Source organism: Schaalia odontolytica (assembly GCF_009730335.1).
In the GTDB taxonomy this organism is placed as follows: Bacteria; Actinomycetota; Actinomycetes; order Actinomycetales; family Actinomycetaceae; genus Pauljensenia; species Pauljensenia dentiphila.
The window spans coordinates 2,193,514-2,212,351 of record NZ_CP046315.1; the positions used below are offsets into that span (position 1 = coordinate 2,193,514).

19 protein-coding genes, 1 tRNA gene and 1 pseudogene are annotated in these 18,838 nt (G+C 65.7%); 5 read left to right on the plus strand and 16 right to left on the minus strand.

Annotated features, from left to right (window positions below; genetic code table 11):
* Window position 1: 1 nt before the first annotated feature.
* The 9 genes from FOC40_RS09545 to FOC40_RS09585 all read right to left on the minus strand — a co-directional run bounded on the left by FOC40_RS09545 (window position 2) and on the right by FOC40_RS09585 (window position 7,458).
* Window positions 2-1,822 (minus strand): ABC transporter ATP-binding protein, encoded by a 1,821-nt coding sequence (locus FOC40_RS09545; protein ID WP_003793836.1) that lies wholly within the window; start codon window positions 1,820-1,822, stop codon window positions 2-4.
* Window positions 1,819-3,276 (minus strand): ABC transporter ATP-binding protein, encoded by a 1,458-nt coding sequence (locus tag FOC40_RS09550; protein WP_003793832.1) that lies wholly within the window; start codon window positions 3,274-3,276, stop codon window positions 1,819-1,821. The genes FOC40_RS09545 and FOC40_RS09550 overlap by 4 nt, the downstream gene beginning before the upstream one ends.
* Window positions 3,273-4,049 carry an energy-coupling factor transporter transmembrane component T gene (locus FOC40_RS09555; RefSeq protein WP_003793830.1) on the minus strand — a complete coding sequence of 259 codons (777 nt, stop codon included), beginning with the start codon at window positions 4,047-4,049 and terminating at the stop codon, window positions 3,273-3,275. Before FOC40_RS09555 ends, FOC40_RS09550 begins: the two co-directional genes overlap by 4 nt.
* Window positions 4,042-4,641 carry an MptD family putative ECF transporter S component gene (locus tag FOC40_RS09560; protein ID WP_003793827.1) on the minus strand — a complete coding sequence of 200 codons (600 nt, stop codon included), beginning with the start codon at window positions 4,639-4,641 and terminating at the stop codon, window positions 4,042-4,044. Before FOC40_RS09560 ends, FOC40_RS09555 begins: the two co-directional genes overlap by 8 nt.
* Window positions 4,642-4,835: 194 nt before the next feature.
* Window positions 4,836-5,543 carry a 50S ribosomal protein L1 gene (gene rplA / locus FOC40_RS09565; protein WP_003792282.1) on the minus strand — a complete coding sequence of 236 codons (708 nt, stop codon included), beginning with the start codon at window positions 5,541-5,543 and terminating at the stop codon, window positions 4,836-4,838.
* A 69-nt stretch (window positions 5,544-5,612) separates the two neighbouring features.
* Window positions 5,613-6,044 carry a 50S ribosomal protein L11 gene (gene rplK / locus FOC40_RS09570; RefSeq protein WP_003792281.1) on the minus strand — a complete coding sequence of 144 codons (432 nt, stop codon included), beginning with the start codon at window positions 6,042-6,044 and terminating at the stop codon, window positions 5,613-5,615.
* Between the two features lie 161 nt (window positions 6,045-6,205).
* A complete protein-coding gene (gene nusG / locus FOC40_RS09575; RefSeq protein ID WP_003793825.1) occupies window positions 6,206-6,976 on the minus strand; it encodes a transcription termination/antitermination protein NusG in 771 nt (256 codons plus the stop codon).
* Between the two features lie 77 nt (window positions 6,977-7,053).
* A complete protein-coding gene (secE, locus tag FOC40_RS09580; RefSeq protein WP_003793823.1) occupies window positions 7,054-7,350 on the minus strand; it encodes a preprotein translocase subunit SecE in 297 nt (98 codons plus the stop codon).
* 35 nt (window positions 7,351-7,385) lie between these two features.
* A tRNA-Trp gene (locus tag FOC40_RS09585) sits at window positions 7,386-7,458 on the minus strand.
* 181 nt (window positions 7,459-7,639) lie between these two features.
* On the opposite strand from FOC40_RS09585, the gene FOC40_RS09590 reads away from it, so the two are divergent.
* From FOC40_RS09590 to FOC40_RS09600, 3 genes are read left to right on the plus strand one after another with little or no spacing between them, the layout of a single operon-like run.
* Window positions 7,640-8,845: a pyridoxal phosphate-dependent aminotransferase gene (locus FOC40_RS09590; protein WP_039929138.1), complete on the plus strand. Its 1,206-nt coding sequence runs from the start codon at window positions 7,640-7,642 to the stop codon at window positions 8,843-8,845.
* Complete coding sequence (locus FOC40_RS09595) at window positions 8,845-9,654, plus strand: alpha/beta hydrolase (protein WP_003793819.1); 810 nt, start codon at window positions 8,845-8,847, stop codon at window positions 9,652-9,654. The genes FOC40_RS09590 and FOC40_RS09595 overlap by 1 nt, the downstream gene beginning before the upstream one ends.
* A gap of 3 nt (window positions 9,655-9,657) precedes the next feature.
* The gene (locus FOC40_RS09600) at window positions 9,658-10,740 is read left to right on the plus strand and encodes an adenosine deaminase (RefSeq protein ID WP_003793817.1); all 1,083 of its coding nucleotides are present in this window, start codon (window positions 9,658-9,660) and stop codon (window positions 10,738-10,740) included.
* A 264-nt stretch (window positions 10,741-11,004) separates the two neighbouring features.
* On the opposite strand, the pseudogene FOC40_RS09605 reads toward FOC40_RS09600, so the two are convergent.
* Window positions 11,005-11,184, minus strand: a pseudogene (locus tag FOC40_RS09605) (UDP-N-acetylmuramate dehydrogenase); the annotation flags it as partial.
* 63 nt (window positions 11,185-11,247) lie between these two features.
* On the opposite strand from FOC40_RS09605, the gene FOC40_RS09610 reads away from it, so the two are divergent.
* Both FOC40_RS09610 and FOC40_RS09615 read left to right on the plus strand, forming a co-directional pair.
* Window positions 11,248-11,718 (plus strand): helix-turn-helix domain-containing protein, encoded by a 471-nt coding sequence (locus tag FOC40_RS09610; protein ID WP_003793814.1) that lies wholly within the window; start codon window positions 11,248-11,250, stop codon window positions 11,716-11,718.
* A complete protein-coding gene (locus tag FOC40_RS09615; RefSeq protein WP_003793812.1) occupies window positions 11,715-12,110 on the plus strand; it encodes a hypothetical protein in 396 nt (131 codons plus the stop codon). Before FOC40_RS09610 ends, FOC40_RS09615 begins: the two co-directional genes overlap by 4 nt.
* Before the next feature lie 234 nt (window positions 12,111-12,344).
* On the opposite strand, the gene FOC40_RS09620 is transcribed toward FOC40_RS09615, so the two are convergent.
* The 6 genes from FOC40_RS09620 to FOC40_RS09645 form a co-directional block, all read right to left on the minus strand.
* Window positions 12,345-13,580: a hypothetical protein gene (locus FOC40_RS09620; RefSeq protein ID WP_003793811.1), complete on the minus strand. Its 1,236-nt coding sequence runs from the start codon at window positions 13,578-13,580 to the stop codon at window positions 12,345-12,347.
* A gap of 11 nt (window positions 13,581-13,591) precedes the next feature.
* Window positions 13,592-14,680, minus strand: coding sequence for a UDP-N-acetylmuramate dehydrogenase (locus FOC40_RS09625; protein WP_003793809.1), 1,089 nt, complete (start codon window positions 14,678-14,680; stop codon window positions 13,592-13,594).
* Window positions 14,681-14,736: 56 nt separating this feature from the next.
* On the minus strand, window positions 14,737-15,726 hold the full coding sequence (locus FOC40_RS09630) for an NADP-dependent oxidoreductase (protein ID WP_003793806.1): 990 nt from the start codon (window positions 15,724-15,726) through the stop codon (window positions 14,737-14,739).
* Window positions 15,727-15,845: 119 nt separating this feature from the next.
* Complete coding sequence (locus FOC40_RS09635; protein ID WP_003793804.1) at window positions 15,846-17,087, minus strand: MFS transporter; 1,242 nt, start codon at window positions 17,085-17,087, stop codon at window positions 15,846-15,848.
* A gap of 92 nt (window positions 17,088-17,179) precedes the next feature.
* Window positions 17,180-17,854: an N-acetylmannosamine-6-phosphate 2-epimerase gene (locus tag FOC40_RS09640; RefSeq protein WP_003792266.1), complete on the minus strand. Its 675-nt coding sequence runs from the start codon at window positions 17,852-17,854 to the stop codon at window positions 17,180-17,182.
* A 9-nt stretch (window positions 17,855-17,863) separates the two neighbouring features.
* Entirely contained in the window at window positions 17,864-18,784 is a 921-nt protein-coding gene (locus FOC40_RS09645) for an ROK family protein (RefSeq protein WP_003793801.1), read from the minus strand.
* Window positions 18,785-18,838 lie beyond the last annotated feature (54 nt).

Consider the following 18,838-nt stretch of genomic DNA (forward strand, 5'->3'; position numbering starts at 1 on the left):
GTCAGTGTCCTTTCGCGGGCGCGCTCATGCGCCGCATGTACGGGTGGTCGGCGAGCTCGTCGGGCGTGCCCACCGCGATGATGCGGCCCGCGTCGAGGATGGCTATTTGGTCGACGCCGGCGATGGATGCTGCGCGGTGCGCGATGACCAGGACTGTCTTTCCCTGCACGAGGCGGGTCAGCGCCGCCTGGATATCGGCTTCGGCCTCCGGGTCGGTGAAGGCAGTGGCCTCGTCGAGAACGAGGATGGGGGCGTCGACGAGGAGAGCCCGTGCGATCGCAATTCGTTGCGCCTGGCCACCCGAGGGGTGGGCGTCCTCCCCGATGACGGAGCCGAGGCCTCGGGGCAGGGAACGCAGGTAGTCGTCGATGCGCGCGGCCCCGGCAGCCGCCCACACCGCTTCGTCGCTGGCGCCCGGGACTCCCAGCGCGATGTTGTCGCGCACGGAGATGTCGAGGAGTTGCGGATCCTGGAGGACGAAGGAGACGTGCCGGTAGAGAGCATCGGGGGCGATGTCGCGAGCGTCGACCCCGCCGATACGCACGCTCCCCTGGTCCGGGTCAGCGAAGCGCGCGACCAGCGTCGCGAGCGTTGACTTTCCCGAGCCGGAGGACCCCACGAGGGCGGTCACCGAACCCTCGGGGATGGTCAGACTGACGTCGTCCAGCGCGAGGGTTGCCCCGTAGGAGAAGGACACGCCATCAATCTCGATGTCAGCTCCCCCCGGCACTGAACTCCCCTCGGCAGGCAACGGGGCGACCGAAAGTAGGTCCACGATGCGCAGCGCGGCGGCCCCGGCGATCTGGTAGGCCCAGGTCGTCGTACCCAGCACCTCGATAGCCGCCGGGATGACGAGGGCGATGAGCGCGCAGGTGATCACCTGGACCGGGCTCACGATGCCCGAGGCCGCGAGCGCGGACCCTCCCGCCGTCGAGACGAGCAAGATCAGGGAGGGCGATACGGTCGCCTGCCCGAGCGCAGAGCCTTTCAGCAGGGGGCCGCACCAGTCGACGTAGAAGCGAGAGAAGTCCTCGGCGGCCCGGGTGAATCGCTCGTGCGAGCGCCCCACGGTCCCAAACGCCTTGACGACGCTGATGCCGGAGACGAACTCGACCATCGTGGACGAGACCCGCGTCAGGTGTCGATCCATCTCGGCGGTCTTTTCCCCCATGCCGCGCATCATCCACGCGTTGAGGAGTCCGTAGACGGGGAGCGTGGCGATCGACAGGAGTCCGAGTCGCCAGTCGACGACGAAAGCGTAGATGAGCAGGGACAGCGGTGCGCTGACGGCGGCCGCGGATTCGACGGGAGCGTGCGCAATGACCGTGTGCACGTCGTGCGTGTCGTCCTGGATCGCCTTGCGCACGGCCCCCGAGTTCGTGGATGTGAACCAGGCGAGGGGCGCTGCGGCGAGCACACTCACCATGCGGGAGCGCACGATGTGCCCGAAACGCACGTCCGCGAAGTGAGTGACGGTCAGCGCGATGAAGTAGATGCCGTATCGGAGGCCGAACGCACCGGTCAGCCACATGAGCAGCGTCATCACCTCGGCGCGATCAGGCGAGGCACCCGAGCGGGCTGCCTCCAGCAGCACCTCCCCAAGCTGGACGAGGATGACGTAGGGGGCGACCGCGAGCGCACCGTAGATGAGCCCGAGCACCCGGGAGAGCATCATGGATCCACGGATGGGAGCGGTCAGTTCCTTGAAGGCGCGCTGGCCCGCTAGGTGCGCCGCACGCGGGTCGCCAGCAGCGATCTTGTCGGCGTGCGGATCGCTCGGGGACGAGGCAGTGGTGTCCTCGCGCTCGTCAGTGTCGGTCATTGGTGGTCTCCTTCGAGGGCGCACAAGGCACCCGTCGGCGTGAGTGTGATGAGTCGATCCGCGCAGGCCGAGGCGAATTCGCCGTCGTGGGTAACGACGATGACGGCCGCGCCTTCGTCGGCAATGCGGCGCAGGGTCGACGTGATGGAGGTGAGGTGTCGCGCGTCGACCCCTGACGTGGGTTCGTCAAGAATGACGATGCGATGCCCGGTGGCACGCGCGGCTGCGATGACGAGGCGTTGTTTTTGGCCCCCCGACAGGCTCAGCGGGTGCCGATCCCCCAGGTGTGCGAGGTCGAAGTCGCCCAGGAGCTTGTCCGCATCCTCGCCGCTCGCCTCCGAGGCTCCGATCGTGAGTTCACCCGCAAGCGTGTCGGAGAAAAGCTGCCGTCCGGTGTCCTGCATGACGAGCGCGCACGCGGCTCGGCGCTGCCGACGATTGGTCGCCCGCCCGTCCAGGGTGATCGTCCCGGATCCGGGAGCGGCCAGCCCACACAAAACGCGCACGAGGGTCGTTTTCCCAACGCCGTTCATTCCCGCGATGCAGGTGATCTGTCCTGCCGGGAAGTCCGCGTTCAACCCGTCGAACACGGGGGTGTTCCCGTAGGAGAAGCTCAGATCCCGGCAGGACAGGCGCACTCCCCCTTCATGGGAGGCCTCCTTGTCGGAGTTCCGCGAGGGCACCCATGCCTCGGGCGGGCCAGGATCCACGAGGGTACGCAGTCCGAGCGACTGCCGATGCGCGTCATCCATCGCGTAGAACTCCTCACCACTCCACGCGCGCGTGACCTCTCCGCCCTCCATGAGGAGAACCTGGTCGGCGAGCCCCCGCAGGAAGCGGAGGCGGTGCTCGACGACAACGATCGTCATCCCCTGCTCTTTGAGGATCGCGAGTGCGCGCCGCACGTCGGCGATGGCATCGGGGTCCAAGTTCGAGGTTGGCTCGTCGGCGAGGAGAACCGGCGCCCCGGAGGCAAGCGCGCAGGCGAGTGCAACCTTTTGGAGCTGCCCGCCCGACAGGCTCGACAGCTTCCTGTCCATCAGGTGCGAGATGCCCATGAGCTCGGCGGCACGCGTGCTGTCCTCGATCAAGGCCTCGCGATCGCGGCCGTAGTTCTCGCCGCAGAACGCAAGCTCCTCGGAGACGGTGTCACAAAAGAACTGTGTGCGCGGATTCTGGAAGACTGACGAGCACAGGTGACCGACCTCGGTCAGGGGGACCTCGGCGAGGTCGCGCCCATCAATCCGCACCACACCATCCAGCTCTCCCGGGGTCATCTGTGGGACGAGGCCGGTGAGCGCCCGCATGAGCGTCGACTTTCCGCAGCCGGAGGAGCCGCACACGAGCGTGAGGGTGCCCGACCGGACGGACACGTCGACCCCGCGCAGGGCCTCGACGCGGTCCCCAGTCAGCTCGCTCACGTAGGAGAACGACAGGGATTCAACGTCAATCATGGGAGTACTCCGAGGTACGCGCCGACCTCGATGGCGACGACGCCAGCGATGCACGCGAGTGCGAGCGCATCCCAGGCGGTGGCGCGCAGCCGCGTCAGCGATGTGGGGCGCGTCGGGCCGCCGAGGCCTCGAATGACGCTCGAGGCAGCCAGGTCGTCGGCCACGCGCGCGATAGAGGACAGCAGGGGAACCAGAAAGCGCTCGGCGATCACGAGGGGGTGACGGAGAACTCCGCGCACCCCGAGGTCGACGCCACGCATCTCCATCGCCTCACGGATGGCCACCGCCTCTGAGCCCACCGTCGGAATCACGCGGAAAGCAACGGCGAGAGCGTCGACGAATACGCGCGGCAGGTGAACCGCGCGTAGCGCCGCTTTCATCTGACCGATTCTCGTCGTGCGGTACACGTAGAGCGCCAGGCCGAAGCCCGCGAAGAAGCGCGCAAACCAGAACGCAATCGCGCTGCACGTGCCGATCAGGAGAACGAGGCCACGCGGCGAGCCCACACTCTCAAGCCACGCAACGAGGAAAGGCGACCCAAGACTGCACACATCGCAGACGAGGCACCCAAGCCCCGTGCGCACCGCCGCCCGACCGCCGGCCTCCCACGCGAGCGCGACCACCGCAAGCAGTTGGACCGCAAGGAGCGTGGACGTGGGGCTCGCACGCATGACGAGCGCGTTGAGGACGAGGAGGGCTAGAAGTTTCGTTCGCGGATCAAGCTTGCTCGTCGCCTCGCCTGGGGCAGCCTCGGCGAGCGAGATCTCAGGCAAAGCCGGCCTTCGCGAAGTGCTTGCGCAGCAGGAAGCGTCCGATGAGTCCACCGATGCACGCAACGATCATCGCGACGACGACCCACACACTGATGACTGCGGGACTGAAGAGGGCTCGCATGCTATCCGCGTAGTCCTGGCCCATCTGGGACGCGACGTCCTCGTAATAGGGGTCGGGAGCAAAGAAAATCGGAGCGAGCGGACCGATCATCCACAGGGAGAACAGCATGTATGCCGCAATGTTTCGAGGGGCACTGACGTAACCGCCACCGTTGGCGATGAGATCACCCAGGAAGCCGAGGATCAGGGCAACCGGAATGGTCACCCACGCGTGCCCGGTCACCACCATGAGGAAGGCAACGATGCCTCCCATGATCGTGAGGGTGCCGAACATGCGCGAACGCACCAGCATCAGCATGACGACCGATCCGTTGAGCAGCAGCCCGACGATCCAGCCAACGAACATGAACGCCGGGCCGAAAAAGCCCAGCATCCCCGAGCACCACATGAGGACGAAGTAAACGGCGGTAAACGCACCAATCGTGACGGCCGAGCGCGCCTTCGTGACACCCGAACCCGCAACCTGAGACATTATCGCGACCCTTCATGAACATAGGTTTATAGAAGTGAATTAAGGTTACCCTATTCCACACCTATATTATGTGACCTACGTCCCTTACTTTGTTCGGGATGTCACCAGCTGATCCCACAAACACTCCCCAGACAAAGCGGGGCCCCGCGCAGCAGTGCTGCGCGGGGCCCGGATGCTTGATCAGCGAGCGACGCTCACTTCTCGATGAGATCCTTGACCTTGGTGACATCCAGCGGGATGCCGGGGCCCATCGTCGTGGCGACGGCGCCCTTGAGCAGGTAGCGGCCCTTCGAGGAGGTCGGCTTGAGACGCAGCACCTCGTCCAGGACGGCGGCGTAGTTCTCGGTCAGCTGCTCGGCGGTGAAGGAGGCCTTGCCGACGATAAACGCCAGGTTGGCGTGCTTGTCGACGCGGAACTCGATGCGACCACCCTTGATCTCCTTGACGGCCTTCGCGACGTCCATGGTCACGGTGCCCGTCTTGGGGTTCGGCATGAGGCCACGGGGGCCGAGGACGCGGCCGAGGCGGCCAACCTTACCCATGAGGTCGGGGGTAGCAACGGCGACATCGAAGTCGGTGTAGCCCTTGGCAACCTTCTCGATGAGCTCGTCGCCGCCGACCTCGTCGGCGCCTGCGTCGATCGCTTCCTGAGCGCGCGGACCAACGGCGAAGACCAAGACCCGGGCGGTCTTGCCGGTGCCGTGCGGCAGGGAAACGGTGCCACGGACCATCTGGTCCGCCTGGCGGGGGTCGACACCCAGTCGGAAGACGACCTCAACGGTCGAGTCGAACTTGGTGACGGTGGTCTCCTTGGCCAGCTTCATGGCCTCGAAGGGTGTGTACAGCACGTCCGCGTGGACCTTCTCGGCCGCTGCGCGGTAGCTCTTGGAGCGCTTGGTCATTCTGCTTCTTCTCCTTGCAGTCGTGGGTGTCGGGCAGCGCCTGCCCTACCACGGGGGGGTTGGTTGAGGTCAGCCCTCGACGTTGATGCCCATAGAGCGGGCGGTGCCGGCGATGATCTTGGCAGCAGCCTCGACATCGTTGGCGTTGAGGTCAGCCATCTTGGACTGGCCGATTTCGCGAGCCTGATCCATCGTGATCGAACCAACCTTGACGGTGTTGGGGGTGCCGGAACCCTTCTGGATGCCAGCAGCCTTCTTGATGAGCTCAGCGGCGGGCGGCGTCTTGAGGACGAACGTGAAGGAACGATCCTCGTAGACGGTGATCTCAACGGGGATGATGTTTCCACGCTGCGACTCGGTGGCCGCGTTGTAAGCCTTGGTGAACTCAACAATGTTCACGCCGTGCTGGCCCAGAGCGGGGCCGACGGGCGGTGCGGGGGTAGCGGCGCCGGCTGCGATCTGAAGCTTGATCAGGCCGGTGACCTTCTTCTTCGGTGCCATGAATGCGGGTCTTTCTTCTGAAGTTCTGGCCGACGGGTGCCGGTCAGGGCGGAGCGTTTGGCGTCAGCTCACTGGGTTTCAGTGGGCATAGTGCGCCCTACGCACACAAAAGTGAATCATAACGCGATTCCGGGCTTGATCCCAAGTCCGGGTGTGTGATGTCACTGCTCGAGCTTCTCCACCTGGTCGAAGCCGAGCTCGAGCGGCGTCTCGCGCTCGAAGATGGTGACGAGGACCTTGAGCTTCTGAGCCTCGGGCATGATCTCGGAGATCGTGGCCGACATGGTCTCGAAAGGTCCGTCGGTGACGGTGACGATCTCACCGACCTCGAACTGAGTCTGAACGGCCTGGACGGGGGCGGGCTGATCCTTGGCAGCCTCGGCAGCCTCCTCGAGGACGTTGGGCGTCAGGAGCATGACGACCTCGTCGATCGAGAGCGGCACGGGGTTGTGCTGGTCGCCCACGAAGCCGGTGACGGCGGGGGTTTCCTTGACGACACGGTACGAGGCCTCGTTGAAGTCCATGCAGACGATCGCGTAGCCGGGGATGCGCACGTGGCGCACGCGCTTCTTCGCGTTGCCGCGATACTCCATGACATACTCATCCGGAACCTCGACGGCGAAGATGTAGTCTTCCATGTTCTGCGTGGTGATGCGCTGCTCGAGGTTAGCCTTCACCTTGCGCTCGTGGCCGGAGTAGGTGTGGATGACGTACCAGTCGCCGGGGGACATGTAGAGCTTGCGGCGCAGCTTGGCGATCGCTTCCTCTTCGACCGAGGCCGGGGCCTCTTCCTCGGACACGGTGTCCTCGGTGGCGACCTCCTCGGTCACCTCCTCAACAGCATCCCGAGCCGGAGCCTCAACGGTCTCCTGCTCAACGGTTTCCTGGGCGGCCTCGAGGACCTGGTCCTCGGTGTACTGTTCGTCGCTCACGACGTTTCCCTCCTGCGAGTGGGGCCGGACCGTAGAAGAAACCCGCCTGCAGTGTCCTGCGGGCGGGTTCGTCGGTCTCAGCCGAAGATCAATGCGCTTAGTTTACCGAATCCGAAGTCGAGTAGGCCAGCGAAAAGCATGATTGCGGCGACAAACACAACGACGACGAGGAAGTAGGTCCAGGTCTCGGATCCCGTGGGGTAGGTAACCTTCTTCATTTCGTCAATGACTTGCTTGAAGAAGAGCCAGATGCCACCGAAAAATCCAGGACGCTTCGTCTGCTCCTTGGTGGCGGCGCTACGCTTGCGGGTAGCTTCTTCCTTAGTGCGATCTCGGCGCGAGGATTCAGCGTCCGAGGCAACACGATCGGCCATGGGAATCCTCCTACGAAAATGATCAGCCTAATCCGCAGGGCAGGCGGGACTCGAACCCACAACCGCCGGTTTTGGAGACCGGTGCGCTACCAATTGCGCCACTGCCCTACGCAGGAAAACCTGCCTGACGAACATTAGTGGATAAGGCGGCGCTTTGTCCAACCGAGATGCGCGTCGGCGGGTCGCATGCCGCGTGATACCAGCCCCGACCTCGTAAATGAGAGGTAGCCCACGCACGCATCGCGTGCGCTCTCCGCCACACGCGCGCGCGACGTGGGACCATGGAGGGGTGACCAATACTCCTCGCACCCGTGTCTCTGATCGTTTCAACGCCATCACCCCGTCCGCGACCCTGGCCGTGGACGCGAAGGCCAAGGCTCTCAAGGCCGCCGGCCGCCCGGTGATCGGATTCGGCGCCGGCGAACCCGACTTCGCCACGCCCGACTACATTGTCGAGGCCGCCGTCAAGGCCGCGCGCAACCCCGCGATGCACCGCTACACGCCCGCCGCCGGCCTGCCCGCGCTGCGCGAGGCCATCGCGGAAAAGACCCTGCGTGACTCCGGCTACGAGGTCTCTCCCGCCGACATCGTCGTGACCAACGGCGGCAAGCAGGCCGTCTTCCAGGCTTTCGCCGCGCTGCTGGGCCCCGGCGACGAGGCGATTCTGCCAACCCCGTACTGGACCACGTACCCCGAGGTCGTCAAGCTCGCCGGCGCAACCCCCGTTGAGGTGTTCGCAGGCGCCGACCAGGACTACAAGGTGACCGTCGAGCAGCTCGAGGCCGCGCGCACCGAGCGCACGAAGGTCCTCCTCATGTGCTCGCCGTCCAACCCGACGGGCAGCGTCTACACGCCCGAGGAGCTGACCGCGATCGGCCAGTGGGCCCTCGAGCACGGCATCTGGGTCATCTCGGATGAGATTTACGAGCACCTGCTGTACGAGGATGCGCAGACCGCGCACATCGTCAAGCTGGTGCCCGAGCTGGCCGACCAGGCCGTCATCCTCAACGGCGTGGCAAAGACCTACGCGATGACCGGCTGGCGAGTGGGCTGGATGATCGGCCCCTCCGACGTCATTAAGGCTGCGCTGTCCTTCCAGTCGCACCTGACCTCCAACGTCAACAACGTCGCCCAGGAGGCCGCACGCGCCGCCGTGTCCGGTTCCCTGGATGCGGTGAACGAGATGCGCGTCGCCTTCGACCGTCGCCGCCGCCTCATCGTCGACATGCTGCGCCAGATCGACGGTTTCGACGTTCCCACCCCCAAGGGAGCGTTCTACGCGTACCCCTCCGTCGAGCGCCTGCTGGGTCGCGAGATCCGAGGCCGCGTGGCCAACACGTCGGGCGAGCTCGCCGACCTGATCCTCGACGAGGTCGAGGTCGCGGCGGTTCCGGGCGAGGCCTTCGGTCCCTCCGGCTTCCTGCGCTTCTCTTACGCTCTGGCCGACGATGACCTCGTCGAAGGCATCACCCGCGTGCAGGAGCTCTTCGCCTGATGCACGTCTCGTTCGAACGGACAGCGCAGGAGGCCCCCCTCGGGACGGTCCTCCTCGCCCACGGGTACGCGGAACACAGCGGGCGCTACGCCCACCTGCGCTCCGCGCTCACCCGCGCCGGTTACGACGTCGCCTACTACGACCACGCGGGCCACGGGACCTCTGAGGGTCCCCGCGCCCGCGTGGACGTGGGCGCGCTGATCCGCGACTTCGGTGACGCGCGCCGGGCGACCCTCGCACACGCGCGCACGCCGGACCTGTTCCTGTTCGGGCACTCGATGGGCGGGCTCATCGCTGCGGCCTCGACCATCCTCGATCCGACGCGGCTACGCGGCACGGTCCTGTCCGCGCCCGCGCTGCGCCCACTCCCCCACGTCTCCCCGTCCCAGGCGCGCAGGCTGCTACCGATCGCCCGGCTGCGCCCCGGCCTCGTCGTGGCGAAGGGCGCGTCCGACATGGAGGTCTCTCCCCTGTCGCGCGACCCGCAGGTCCAGCGCGACTTCGACGCGGACCCGCTCACCTACAAGGGCGGCGTGCCGATCCTAACGGGCGCGACCATGATCATTCAGGGCGACGAGGTCCTCAAGCGGGCGGCGCGCCTGCGCACCCCGACGCTCGTCATGCACGGCTCGCACGACCTGATGGCGGACCTGCGCGGTTCGCGCGAGCTCGTGCGCGGGGCACGCGCGGCGCACCCGGACGCCGACATCCACCTGCGCATCATCGACGGCGCCTACCACGAGCTCCTCAACGAGCCCGAGGGCCCCGGCCTGATCCGCGACATCATCATCTGGCTCGGGGAGCACTAGGCCGTGGAAGCGCCCGCTGTCCCTAACCTGACGGCCCCGCGCCCCACCCCACCGGGCAGGCGTGACCTCGCGACCCTCCCCAAGGCCCACCTCCACCTGCACTTCACGGGGGCCATGCGGCCCACGACCATGATCGACATGGCGCGCACGCAGGGCGTGCGACTGCCTCCTCACCTGCTGCACATCGACGCGGCCTCCATGCCGGCCGACGGGCGCGGCTGGTTCCGTTTCCAGCGCGCCTACGATTCCGCGCGTCACCTCGTGCGCTCCGAGGCTGCGATGCGCCGCCTCATCCGCGAGGCCGCCGAGGACGACGCCGCCGAGGGCTCGGTGCGCATGGAGATCCAGGCCGACCCCACGTCCTACGCGCCCTACGTCGGGGGTATCACCCCGGCCCTGGAGATCATCATCGACGAGGCCCGAGCGGCCTCGCGCGATACCGGCGTCGACATCGGGGTGATCGTCGCGGCGTCGCGCATGAAGCACCCGTTGGACGCGCGCACGCTCGCGCGCCTGGCCGCGTCGTTTGCTGGGGATGGCCCCGGCGACGTCGTGGGTTTCGGCCTGTCCAACGACGAGCGCGTGGGCTCCACGGCGTCGTTTGCCCCCGCGTTCCGCATCGCGCGCCGCGCCGGGCTCGTAGGTGTTCCGCACGGCGGCGAGCTCCTGGGCCCGTCCTCCGTGCGCGAGGTTGTGTCCGCTTTGGCACCGGCGCGCATCGGGCACGGCGTGCGTACCAGCGAAGATCCGGCGCTCCTGCACGCCGTCATCGACGAGGGCATCGCCCTGGAGGTGTGTCCCACGTCGAATGTACACCTGGGCGTCTACACGGACTTTTCGCAGGTGCCGTTGCCGACGCTGCTCTCGGCGGGGGCTACCGTCGCGCTGGCGGCCGACGACCCGCTGCTGTTCCGTTCGCGCCTGGTCGCCCAGTACGAGGTCGCTCGCGACGTGTTCGGCCTGTCCGACGAGGACTTGGCGTCTCTGGCGCGCTCGTCGATCGACGCATCGCTGGCCTCGCCCTCACGCAAGGCGGCCTGGAAGGCCGACATCGACGCGTGGCTCGCGGCCGATCCCGTGGCGTAGGTGCGCGTCGCTCGTCACAACGCTGCACGCACGCTTCCTTTGAGTGCGGCGGCACGCGGATAGGTTACGCGCACGCGGATAGGTAGTGGACACGCGGATAGGTTATTAAGCTATCCGCAAGCGAATAACCTATCCGCATCGTGACAACCTATCCACTTAGCGGCAACTTAGAAAGCAGCGAACACAGTCGGTAGCTGACAGTACCCACGTGAACGCCGCTACCCGGCCAGCGACAGGCGCCGCAAACAACGACCAGGTGACCCGCTACCAGGCGATGCCAACCGTGACCGGCTCGGGCACCAGCGTCACACCAAATGCCTCTAAGACACGCTCACGCACGGTGCGGGCCAGGGCCTCGATGTCGACGCTCGTCGCGCCGCCGCGGTTCGTCAGGGCCAGCACGTGCTTGGTGAACAAGAACGCGCGCGGCGGGTCCCCGGCCTCGCACCTGGGCCTACACACGACGACCACTTCACCAATAGTGCACGCGTGCACTATCATGGAGACATGAGCCGGTTTCATCGTGACGACGCGCCGTCCCTCGTGCGTGCTGCACGTCAGGACGCGTCCCTCACACAGGCCGAGCTGGCGGGGATGACCGGGATGAGCCAGTCGACCCTCGCGCAGATCGAGTCCGGCAAGCGCGCAGTTTCCTCCGAGCTGCTCGAACGCATCCTCCGCACCGCCGACTACCGTCCCTCCGTGCCGCTCGCCCGCTACGCGTCCTTGATCACCACCTACGCCCAGGAACGAGGCCTCGGCACCCTCCGCGTCTTCGGCTCGGTCGCCCGGGGCACGGACGGATTCGAGTCGGACATCGACCTGATTGGCACGCCCACCCGCGAGCTATCACTGTTCGAGTTGGCGGACATTGCCTCGTTCGCAAGCGAGCTCACCGGCTTCCCGACGGAGGTTCACGCGGATACACACGTGCCCGAAGCACTGCGAACTGCCGTTGACGAGGCCGTGGCACTATGAGTGACCCTGCTCCCTTCGTCCCTCGGCCGCGAGTGGCACGCAGACATGCGCCCAGTTTCGACGCTGAGAACTTCCTGCGCGAACTCGACGTCATCGCCCACCGCGTGAAGCGAGTTACCGTTGTCCCCGTCGAGACCTTCAGTGCCGACTGCCCGGAGTACGACTCCGCCTGCATGGTGATCATCCGGCTGGCCGCGTTCCTGGAACGCGAAGAGTACGCACCCTACATGGACGCCCTGACCTCACCCGAGAAGCGCGCCCTGCGCACGGCCCGCAACATCGCGGCGCACTCGGGGTACCAGAGCATGGACGACCAGCTCCTGTGGACGGCCGTCACCCGCAACGTGCCCGACATGATCGAGCGCCTGCGCGCCGCAGCCTCACGCGGATAGGTTACGAAGATACGGATAGACCAGCACACTATCCACAAACGACTGGCCGCTCCACGAAAGCGCATACGGCAACCGTTATACAAGCTGGCCCTGCGAGCACGGGCTTCAAAACAGCAGACACATTATAAGTTCCGAATTGACCACTAAGAGACCAATCAACAATCAGAGACATCCCAACATCAACAGCCCCGATCAAACAAACACATAACACTAAGAATTGAGAACGAACGGCAATTAGGTGATTGAAATATCACGCTCCACATCCCCTCCCCAAGCATGCTTAAACGTAAGAACAACCCGCCACACAACAAAAAGAAGCAAAACGATAACCACCGTCCAAAAATAGACCGCATCAACATTAGTTAAAAGCGCACCCACAGATGGATCACATTTCTTCACAACAGCAAAGTAGCGCTCACATTCCCACGAAAGACACTCATTATAGAGCAGCTTCGCAGTCTCCACATCATCACACGAGTCCACACCCTCAATTGAATGCGATTCGAGATATCGATACAACAAGATGCTCGGACGCAACTTACAAACGCGATAAAACAAACCCAAATCGAGGATCACAAAGAACGCTGCAGGAGATATTGAATTGTAGAGAACATTACGCGAATCAATTAGGCTAAACAATCCCAAAAAACAACCTATAACCAACCCTCCAAGAGCCCCCACACTTGCAGCATCAAATAACAATGATAAAGAAAAGGTGGCATGATTGCTAGAATTCAACACTTTGTCAACAATTAGAAAAAGCGCAGGAAGTACCAACACGAGACAACTCGCCAGCGCAGCCCCATACCCAGACCAATCCACAACACATTGAAGCGACTTACCAAACCGGATAGGAGAAAGCAGAATGCGAAGCCACCGGAGAGCAGCCAAAAGAACAAGAACCATTAAGTAACTGAAAGTAATTATGGCAGCCGAAAACAGGAGCGAATATCGAAAAGTCCAAACTGGAAGACGTAAATACTCTTCTTCACTGAAGAAAAAAACTCGAGTTATCGCAAAGAAGATAAGAGCAACTATTGAAGCAACTATAGCTAGCCCAATCTGAAGAGGTCCCGGCGACACAGGCTCACCGATGCGCACATCTTTCCAGCTACCTTTAGGAACTAAGGCTTCTATAATTGGCTTCACAGTTTCATTAACGCACAATAATCGACTTCTGCGATACTGTTGCGGATCCAGCCGAAATTCTTGATAGGCATTCTTGAGTCGACTACCTAGCCGCACAAGGACTAGATACACTATGGCCTCAGCCATCCAGAACCAGATCAGAGCGGCGCCGGATTTTAAAGGAACATAGCTAGAACTGACTAATGACAGAACGAATGCGGCGCATAGTGCGATTCGAAGCAGTTTGAGGCGGGATACACTACTTTTCTTCAGCTTCCAATAGATACCGACTACCACCGATGCGCCACATACGCCAATCAAGATCGGCACATAGTTCCACATAGTCAATCCCGCTACCAGGTGATGCCGACTGTGACCGGCTCGGGCACCAGGATCACGCCGAACGCATCGAAGACCCGCTCGCGCACGGCGCGGGCCAGGGCCTCGATGTCGGCGCCCGTCGCGCCGCCGCGGTTCGTCAGGGCCAGCACGTGCTTGGTGGACAGGGACGCGCGCGGCGGGTCCCCGGCCTCGGGCAGGTGGAAACCCTTGCCACAGCCCGCGTGATCGATGAGCCAGGCGGCGCTCGTCTTGAAGAGACCCTCACCCGCGCTAAAGCGAGGCGCGTCCTCGGGCAGCGAGGCGGCCACGGCCTCGGGCAGGATCGGGTTCGTGAAGAAGGAACCAGCACTCCACGTGTCGTGATCCTCCGCATCCAGGACCATGCCCTTGCCGCGGCGCAGATCCAGGACGGTGGAGCGGACCAGGGACGCATCGGCGCGCTCCCCGGCCTCGACGCCGAGGCGTCGCGCCAGCTCAGCGTACATGACGGGGGCGCTCAGGGGCGAGCGCACGAGGCGGAAGTCCACGGACAGGACCACCCAGCGGCCGGTCGGCCCCCAGGGGCGGTCGCCCAGGCCGGGCTCGCCGACGCTGCGCTTGATCGCCGAGGAGCGGTAGGCGAAACCGAGGTCGGAGGGAAGCAGGCGCACGACGATGCCCGTCAGGCGGTCGTAGGCCTCGACGCTCTCGATGGTTTCGGAGACCTCGTGGCCGTAGGCGCCCACGTTCTGCACCGGGGAGGCACCGACGGTCCCGGGGATGCCGGAGAGCGCCTCGAGGCCGCAGAGCCCCTCAGACAACGTCCAGGAGACGAAAGCGTCCCAGACCGTGCCTGCGCCGGCACGCACGACGACCGAGCCGGCAGGGTCCTCGTGGATGATGGAGGCGACCTCATCGAAAGGCTGCACATCGACGACAGTGCCCTCGAAGGGGGCGTCTGACGCCAGGAGGTTCGACCCGCCGCCGACAACGAGGAGCGGTCCTCCGGCGGCATCGGCCGCGGCGACGGCGTCCACCAGTGCGTCGGTCGTAGAAACGCGCACGTGCTCGGCGATGGGGCCGCCCACGCGCAGGGTCGTCAGATCAGCAAGGGTCGTCATGCCCCTAAGCCTAGTCGCACGGTGCACGTTCGGCCTAACCCCGGGGCGCGACGGAGTCAGTCCATCGTGATGACGATCTTGCCGCGCACGTGGCCGCTCATCAGCTCGCTGTAGGCGGCGCGCACCTGCTCCAGCTCGAACGGATAGGTACCCGCAATGGTCAGGCTCACCGTCCCGCGGTCGATGAGGTCCGCGACCGTTGCGATGTCGGCGATCTTCCCGTCCCGCCCACCGGTAAAGCGCGCGCGACGCAGGGCTATCGCGGGAGTTGGAACGAGAGTGCCCACGCGCTCTCCCGGGACGCCGAGGCGGTGGGCCAGCGACGCGTAGCCACCGAAGCAGTCGATGAAGGCAGTGACGGGTGAGGGCACCGCGCCCTTGATGCGTTGCTCGATGCCTTCGCCGTAGGAGACGGGAATCGCGCCGAGAGAACGCAGGTAGTCGGCGTTCGAGGGACCGGCGACACCGATGACGGTCGCACCGCGGGCGAGAGCCAGCTGCGTGACGAGGCCTCCCACTCCTCCGGCGGCCGCAGCGACCACGATGACGTCACCCGCGTCGGCCTTCACGCTGCGCATGGCGCCCATCGCGGTCTGCGCGGCAACGCCCAGCCCTCCGGCGACGTCGAAGCTCAAGGAGGCGGGCTTGGACACGACGTTGTCGGCGGAAATAACGAGTTGGGTCGCAAGCGAACCATATTCGCGCACCTGCCAGGGGGCGGCGCGCAGGAGACCGATGACCTCGTCGCCCACCGCCACATTGGTCGCGCCCGGGCCCACGGCCGCCACGACGCCCGCAAAATCCTGTCCTACGCCCCATAGCGGCCGCTCCTTGCCGCGAGCGAACCAACGGCCGGGGTGAACGATCGTGCGGAGGACCTCGAGGGGCCTCGTCAATCCACCGAAGAGCTTGTAGTCAACAGGGTTGATGCCGGCGGCTCGCACGGTGACGAGCACCTGTCCCTCTCCAGGCGCGGGGAGTGACACTGAGCCTTCCTCGAGGACCTCGACGCCTCCAAAACGGCGGTATCCGATGATTCGCGCCATAATACCCCTTCTTCCATCGCAGCGAGACAGAGCGCCACGTCACAAGCGTGCTCGTACACCAGGATACGCCTGCGCTGTCGCGGACGGAAGGTTCAAGGACAAGCCCGAGAAGCCGCCTTCTAGTCGCCGAAGGCGAGGTCCGTGCGCTTCGTCCCGCGGCGGTCGGGCACCTGCCCGGCGAGCACGATCGCGAGGAGGACCGGCAGGGCCACGAAGGCCAGCGCACGGTGGTAGCCGATGTGGTCGGCGATAAGGCCGAGGAGCGGCGGGCCGATGAGGGCCGCGCCGTAGTTCACGGTCGAGAGCACCGAGACGCGCGCGGGCGTCATCACGGGGTCGACGGACAGCGCCGAAATGCCCAGCGGGAAGCCGAGGGCCGACCCGATGCCCCACAGCGCGATGCCCGCGACCGCGAACAGGTGGTGCGGCGCGAAGGCCACGAGCAGCAGGCCGACGACCGCGCCGGAGAAGGTGATCCGCAGCAGCATGGGTGATCCCAGGCAGGCCTCGAGACGCGGGGACGCGAAACGCACGACCGTCATCATGAGCAGGAAGAACGCGAAAGCAGCGGAGGCCGCTGCCGTCGAGTATCCGTAGCCGTCGACCATGGACAGGTTGAGCCAGTCGTTCGCCGCGCCCTCCATGAGGCCCGCGCTCATGACCATGAGGGCGATGAGCACGGTCTGCTTCTCGCGCCAGGCGACGCGCGTGAGGCCCTTCGCCTTGTTCGACGCGGCCTCTCCCCCGTCGCCCTTGTCCTGAGCGGGCGCGAGGGCCGCGACCTCCTCCTTCGTCAGGTAGAAGCCGACGGCAGTGCCGCAGGCGAGAAGCTCGAGCGCGGCCAGGCCGAAGAGGTGGGCGCCGAGGGGCATGCCCATCTGGGAGGCGAGCGCGCCGAGGAGGGCGCCACCGAGCATGCCGACCGCGTACATCGCCTGGATGATGGGAACGACGGTGCGGCGCACGGCGGCTTGCACGAGGCCGGCCTCGATATTCATGGTCGCGCCCCACAGGCCGTTACCGGCGGCCAGGAGCACGAGGCCAAGAGTAGCCAGCGGGATCGACACGTTGAGCGCGCCCACCCCCGCGCAGACGATGCCGAGAGCCCAGATGAGCACGCCGATGCGACCCGAGGCCCGCGCGCCGATCTTCGTCACGATCGGGCCGGAGGTCGGCAGGGTGAGCAGAGAGCCGAGGGAGGCGATGAGCAGCATCGTGCCGATCGTCGCAGGAGTCAGCCCGAGGTCATCGCGCACGTCGGGCAGGCGCGAGAGCCACGCGGATGTGCCAAAACCGAGGCACACGTAGACGATGCCGGTAGCGCGAAGGGCGGCGTGAGCGCGAGAGTACGGGACAGACATGCTGGGTAATATACGCGCATTCCCGGGAGAAAAACGAAGTGCGCGGGCGGGTGTTGGTCACCCGCCCGCGCGCTGTCGCAACAGCGACAGGATCAGCCTTCCACGGCCGCCTTGAACCACGTCGTGATCGACGTGGGGTGCGTGATGGCGGTGCCGACGATGACGGCGAAGGCGCCCGCCTCCATGGCGGCGGCGGCCTGCTCGGGCGTGTGGACGCGTCCCTCGCAGATCACGGGGACGTCCGGGAACGCCGCGACGACCTCGCGCAGCAGCTCCAGGTCGGGGCCGTCGGTCTTCACGCGGTCGCCCGTGTAGCCCGCCAGGGTCGTGGACACGATGTCTACGCCGGCGTCGACGGCGCGCTGGGCGTCCTCGAAGGAGCCGCAGTCAGCCATAACGAGGGTGCCGTCCTCGCGCAGGGCCGCAACGGTCTCGGCGAAGCTCAGGCCGTCGAGGCGCGGGCGACCCGTCGCGTCCAGGGCGACGATGTCGGAGCCGGCCATGACGCAGGCGCGGGCGTGGCGCAGCGAGGGGGTGATGTACACACCCTCGTGGCCTTCCTTCCACAGGCCGATCACGGGCACGTCCACGCGGCCCTTGATCGCGGAAATGTCGGACAGGCCCTGGCAGCGGATGGCAGCGGCGCCACCGATCTCGGCGGCGCGGGCGATCTGCGCCATCGTCTCGGGGTGGCGCATGGGCTCGCCCGGGTACGCCTGGACGGAGACGATGAGCTTGCCCTTCAGGTTTGCAATGAGCGGGTGCATGGTGAACTCCTATGCGTGCAGGAAGAAGGAAACGGCTCCGAGCAGCGGCGCGTCGCCACCGAGGGAACCAACGAGGATGGGGGTGTCGGCGACGGGCGTCATCGCGGAGGCCGCGAAGCCTTCGCGCAGGGCGTCCCACCAGATGTCCCCGGAGCGGGTCATGGACCCGGACAGGATGACGACGGCCGGGTCCACGCAGTTGACCAACGAGGCCGTGGCCTCGCCGAGCGCGAACGCGGAGCGGGAGAAGCAAGCGGCAGCCAGGGCGTTGCCGGACTGCGCAAGCTCCTGCAGGGCGCGCCCACCGTCGACTTCGGGGTCGGACTCACTGCGCAGCGAGTCGTACCAGGCCGTGATGCCCGAGCCGGAGCAGAAGGACTCGATGTGGCCCTTGCGTCCGCACGAGCACGTCATGTCGGGGGCGAAGTGGTGGTGGATGTGGCCCACGTGTCCGGCGATGCCGCGCGACCCGAAGGAGACCTGGTGGTCTTCGACGAGGGCACCACCGATGCCGGTGCCGACGGCGATCGATAGGACGGTGCGGTAGGGCTGGCCGGCGCCGAGCGTGGCCTCGCCCAGGCCGTGCGCGTGCACGTCGTTGAGGACGCGCACCTTCAGGCCGGTTGCCTCCTGAAGCAGAACACCCAGGGGTGTGCCTCCCCAACCGGGCATCGTGCCCGTGGCGGAGACGATATCGCCGGTCGACGGGTCGACGACGCCGGCGCTGGCGACCGCGACACCCGCGACCTGCGGGTGAGAAGCGACCAGGGACGAAGCGAGGTCGCAGATGCGAGCAGCCACGTCCACTCCGCCGCGCATCGCGTCGGTGGGGATCGATCCACGCTGGGTGACCTCGTAGGTGTCACCGGCCTCGACGATGCCCCACCCGACCTTGGTGCCACCGATGTCGAGGGCAAGGAGCGTAGTCATGAGGATCCTTACGAAAAGTCAGGGGTATAAGAAAATCGACGAGGCCGGGGCGCG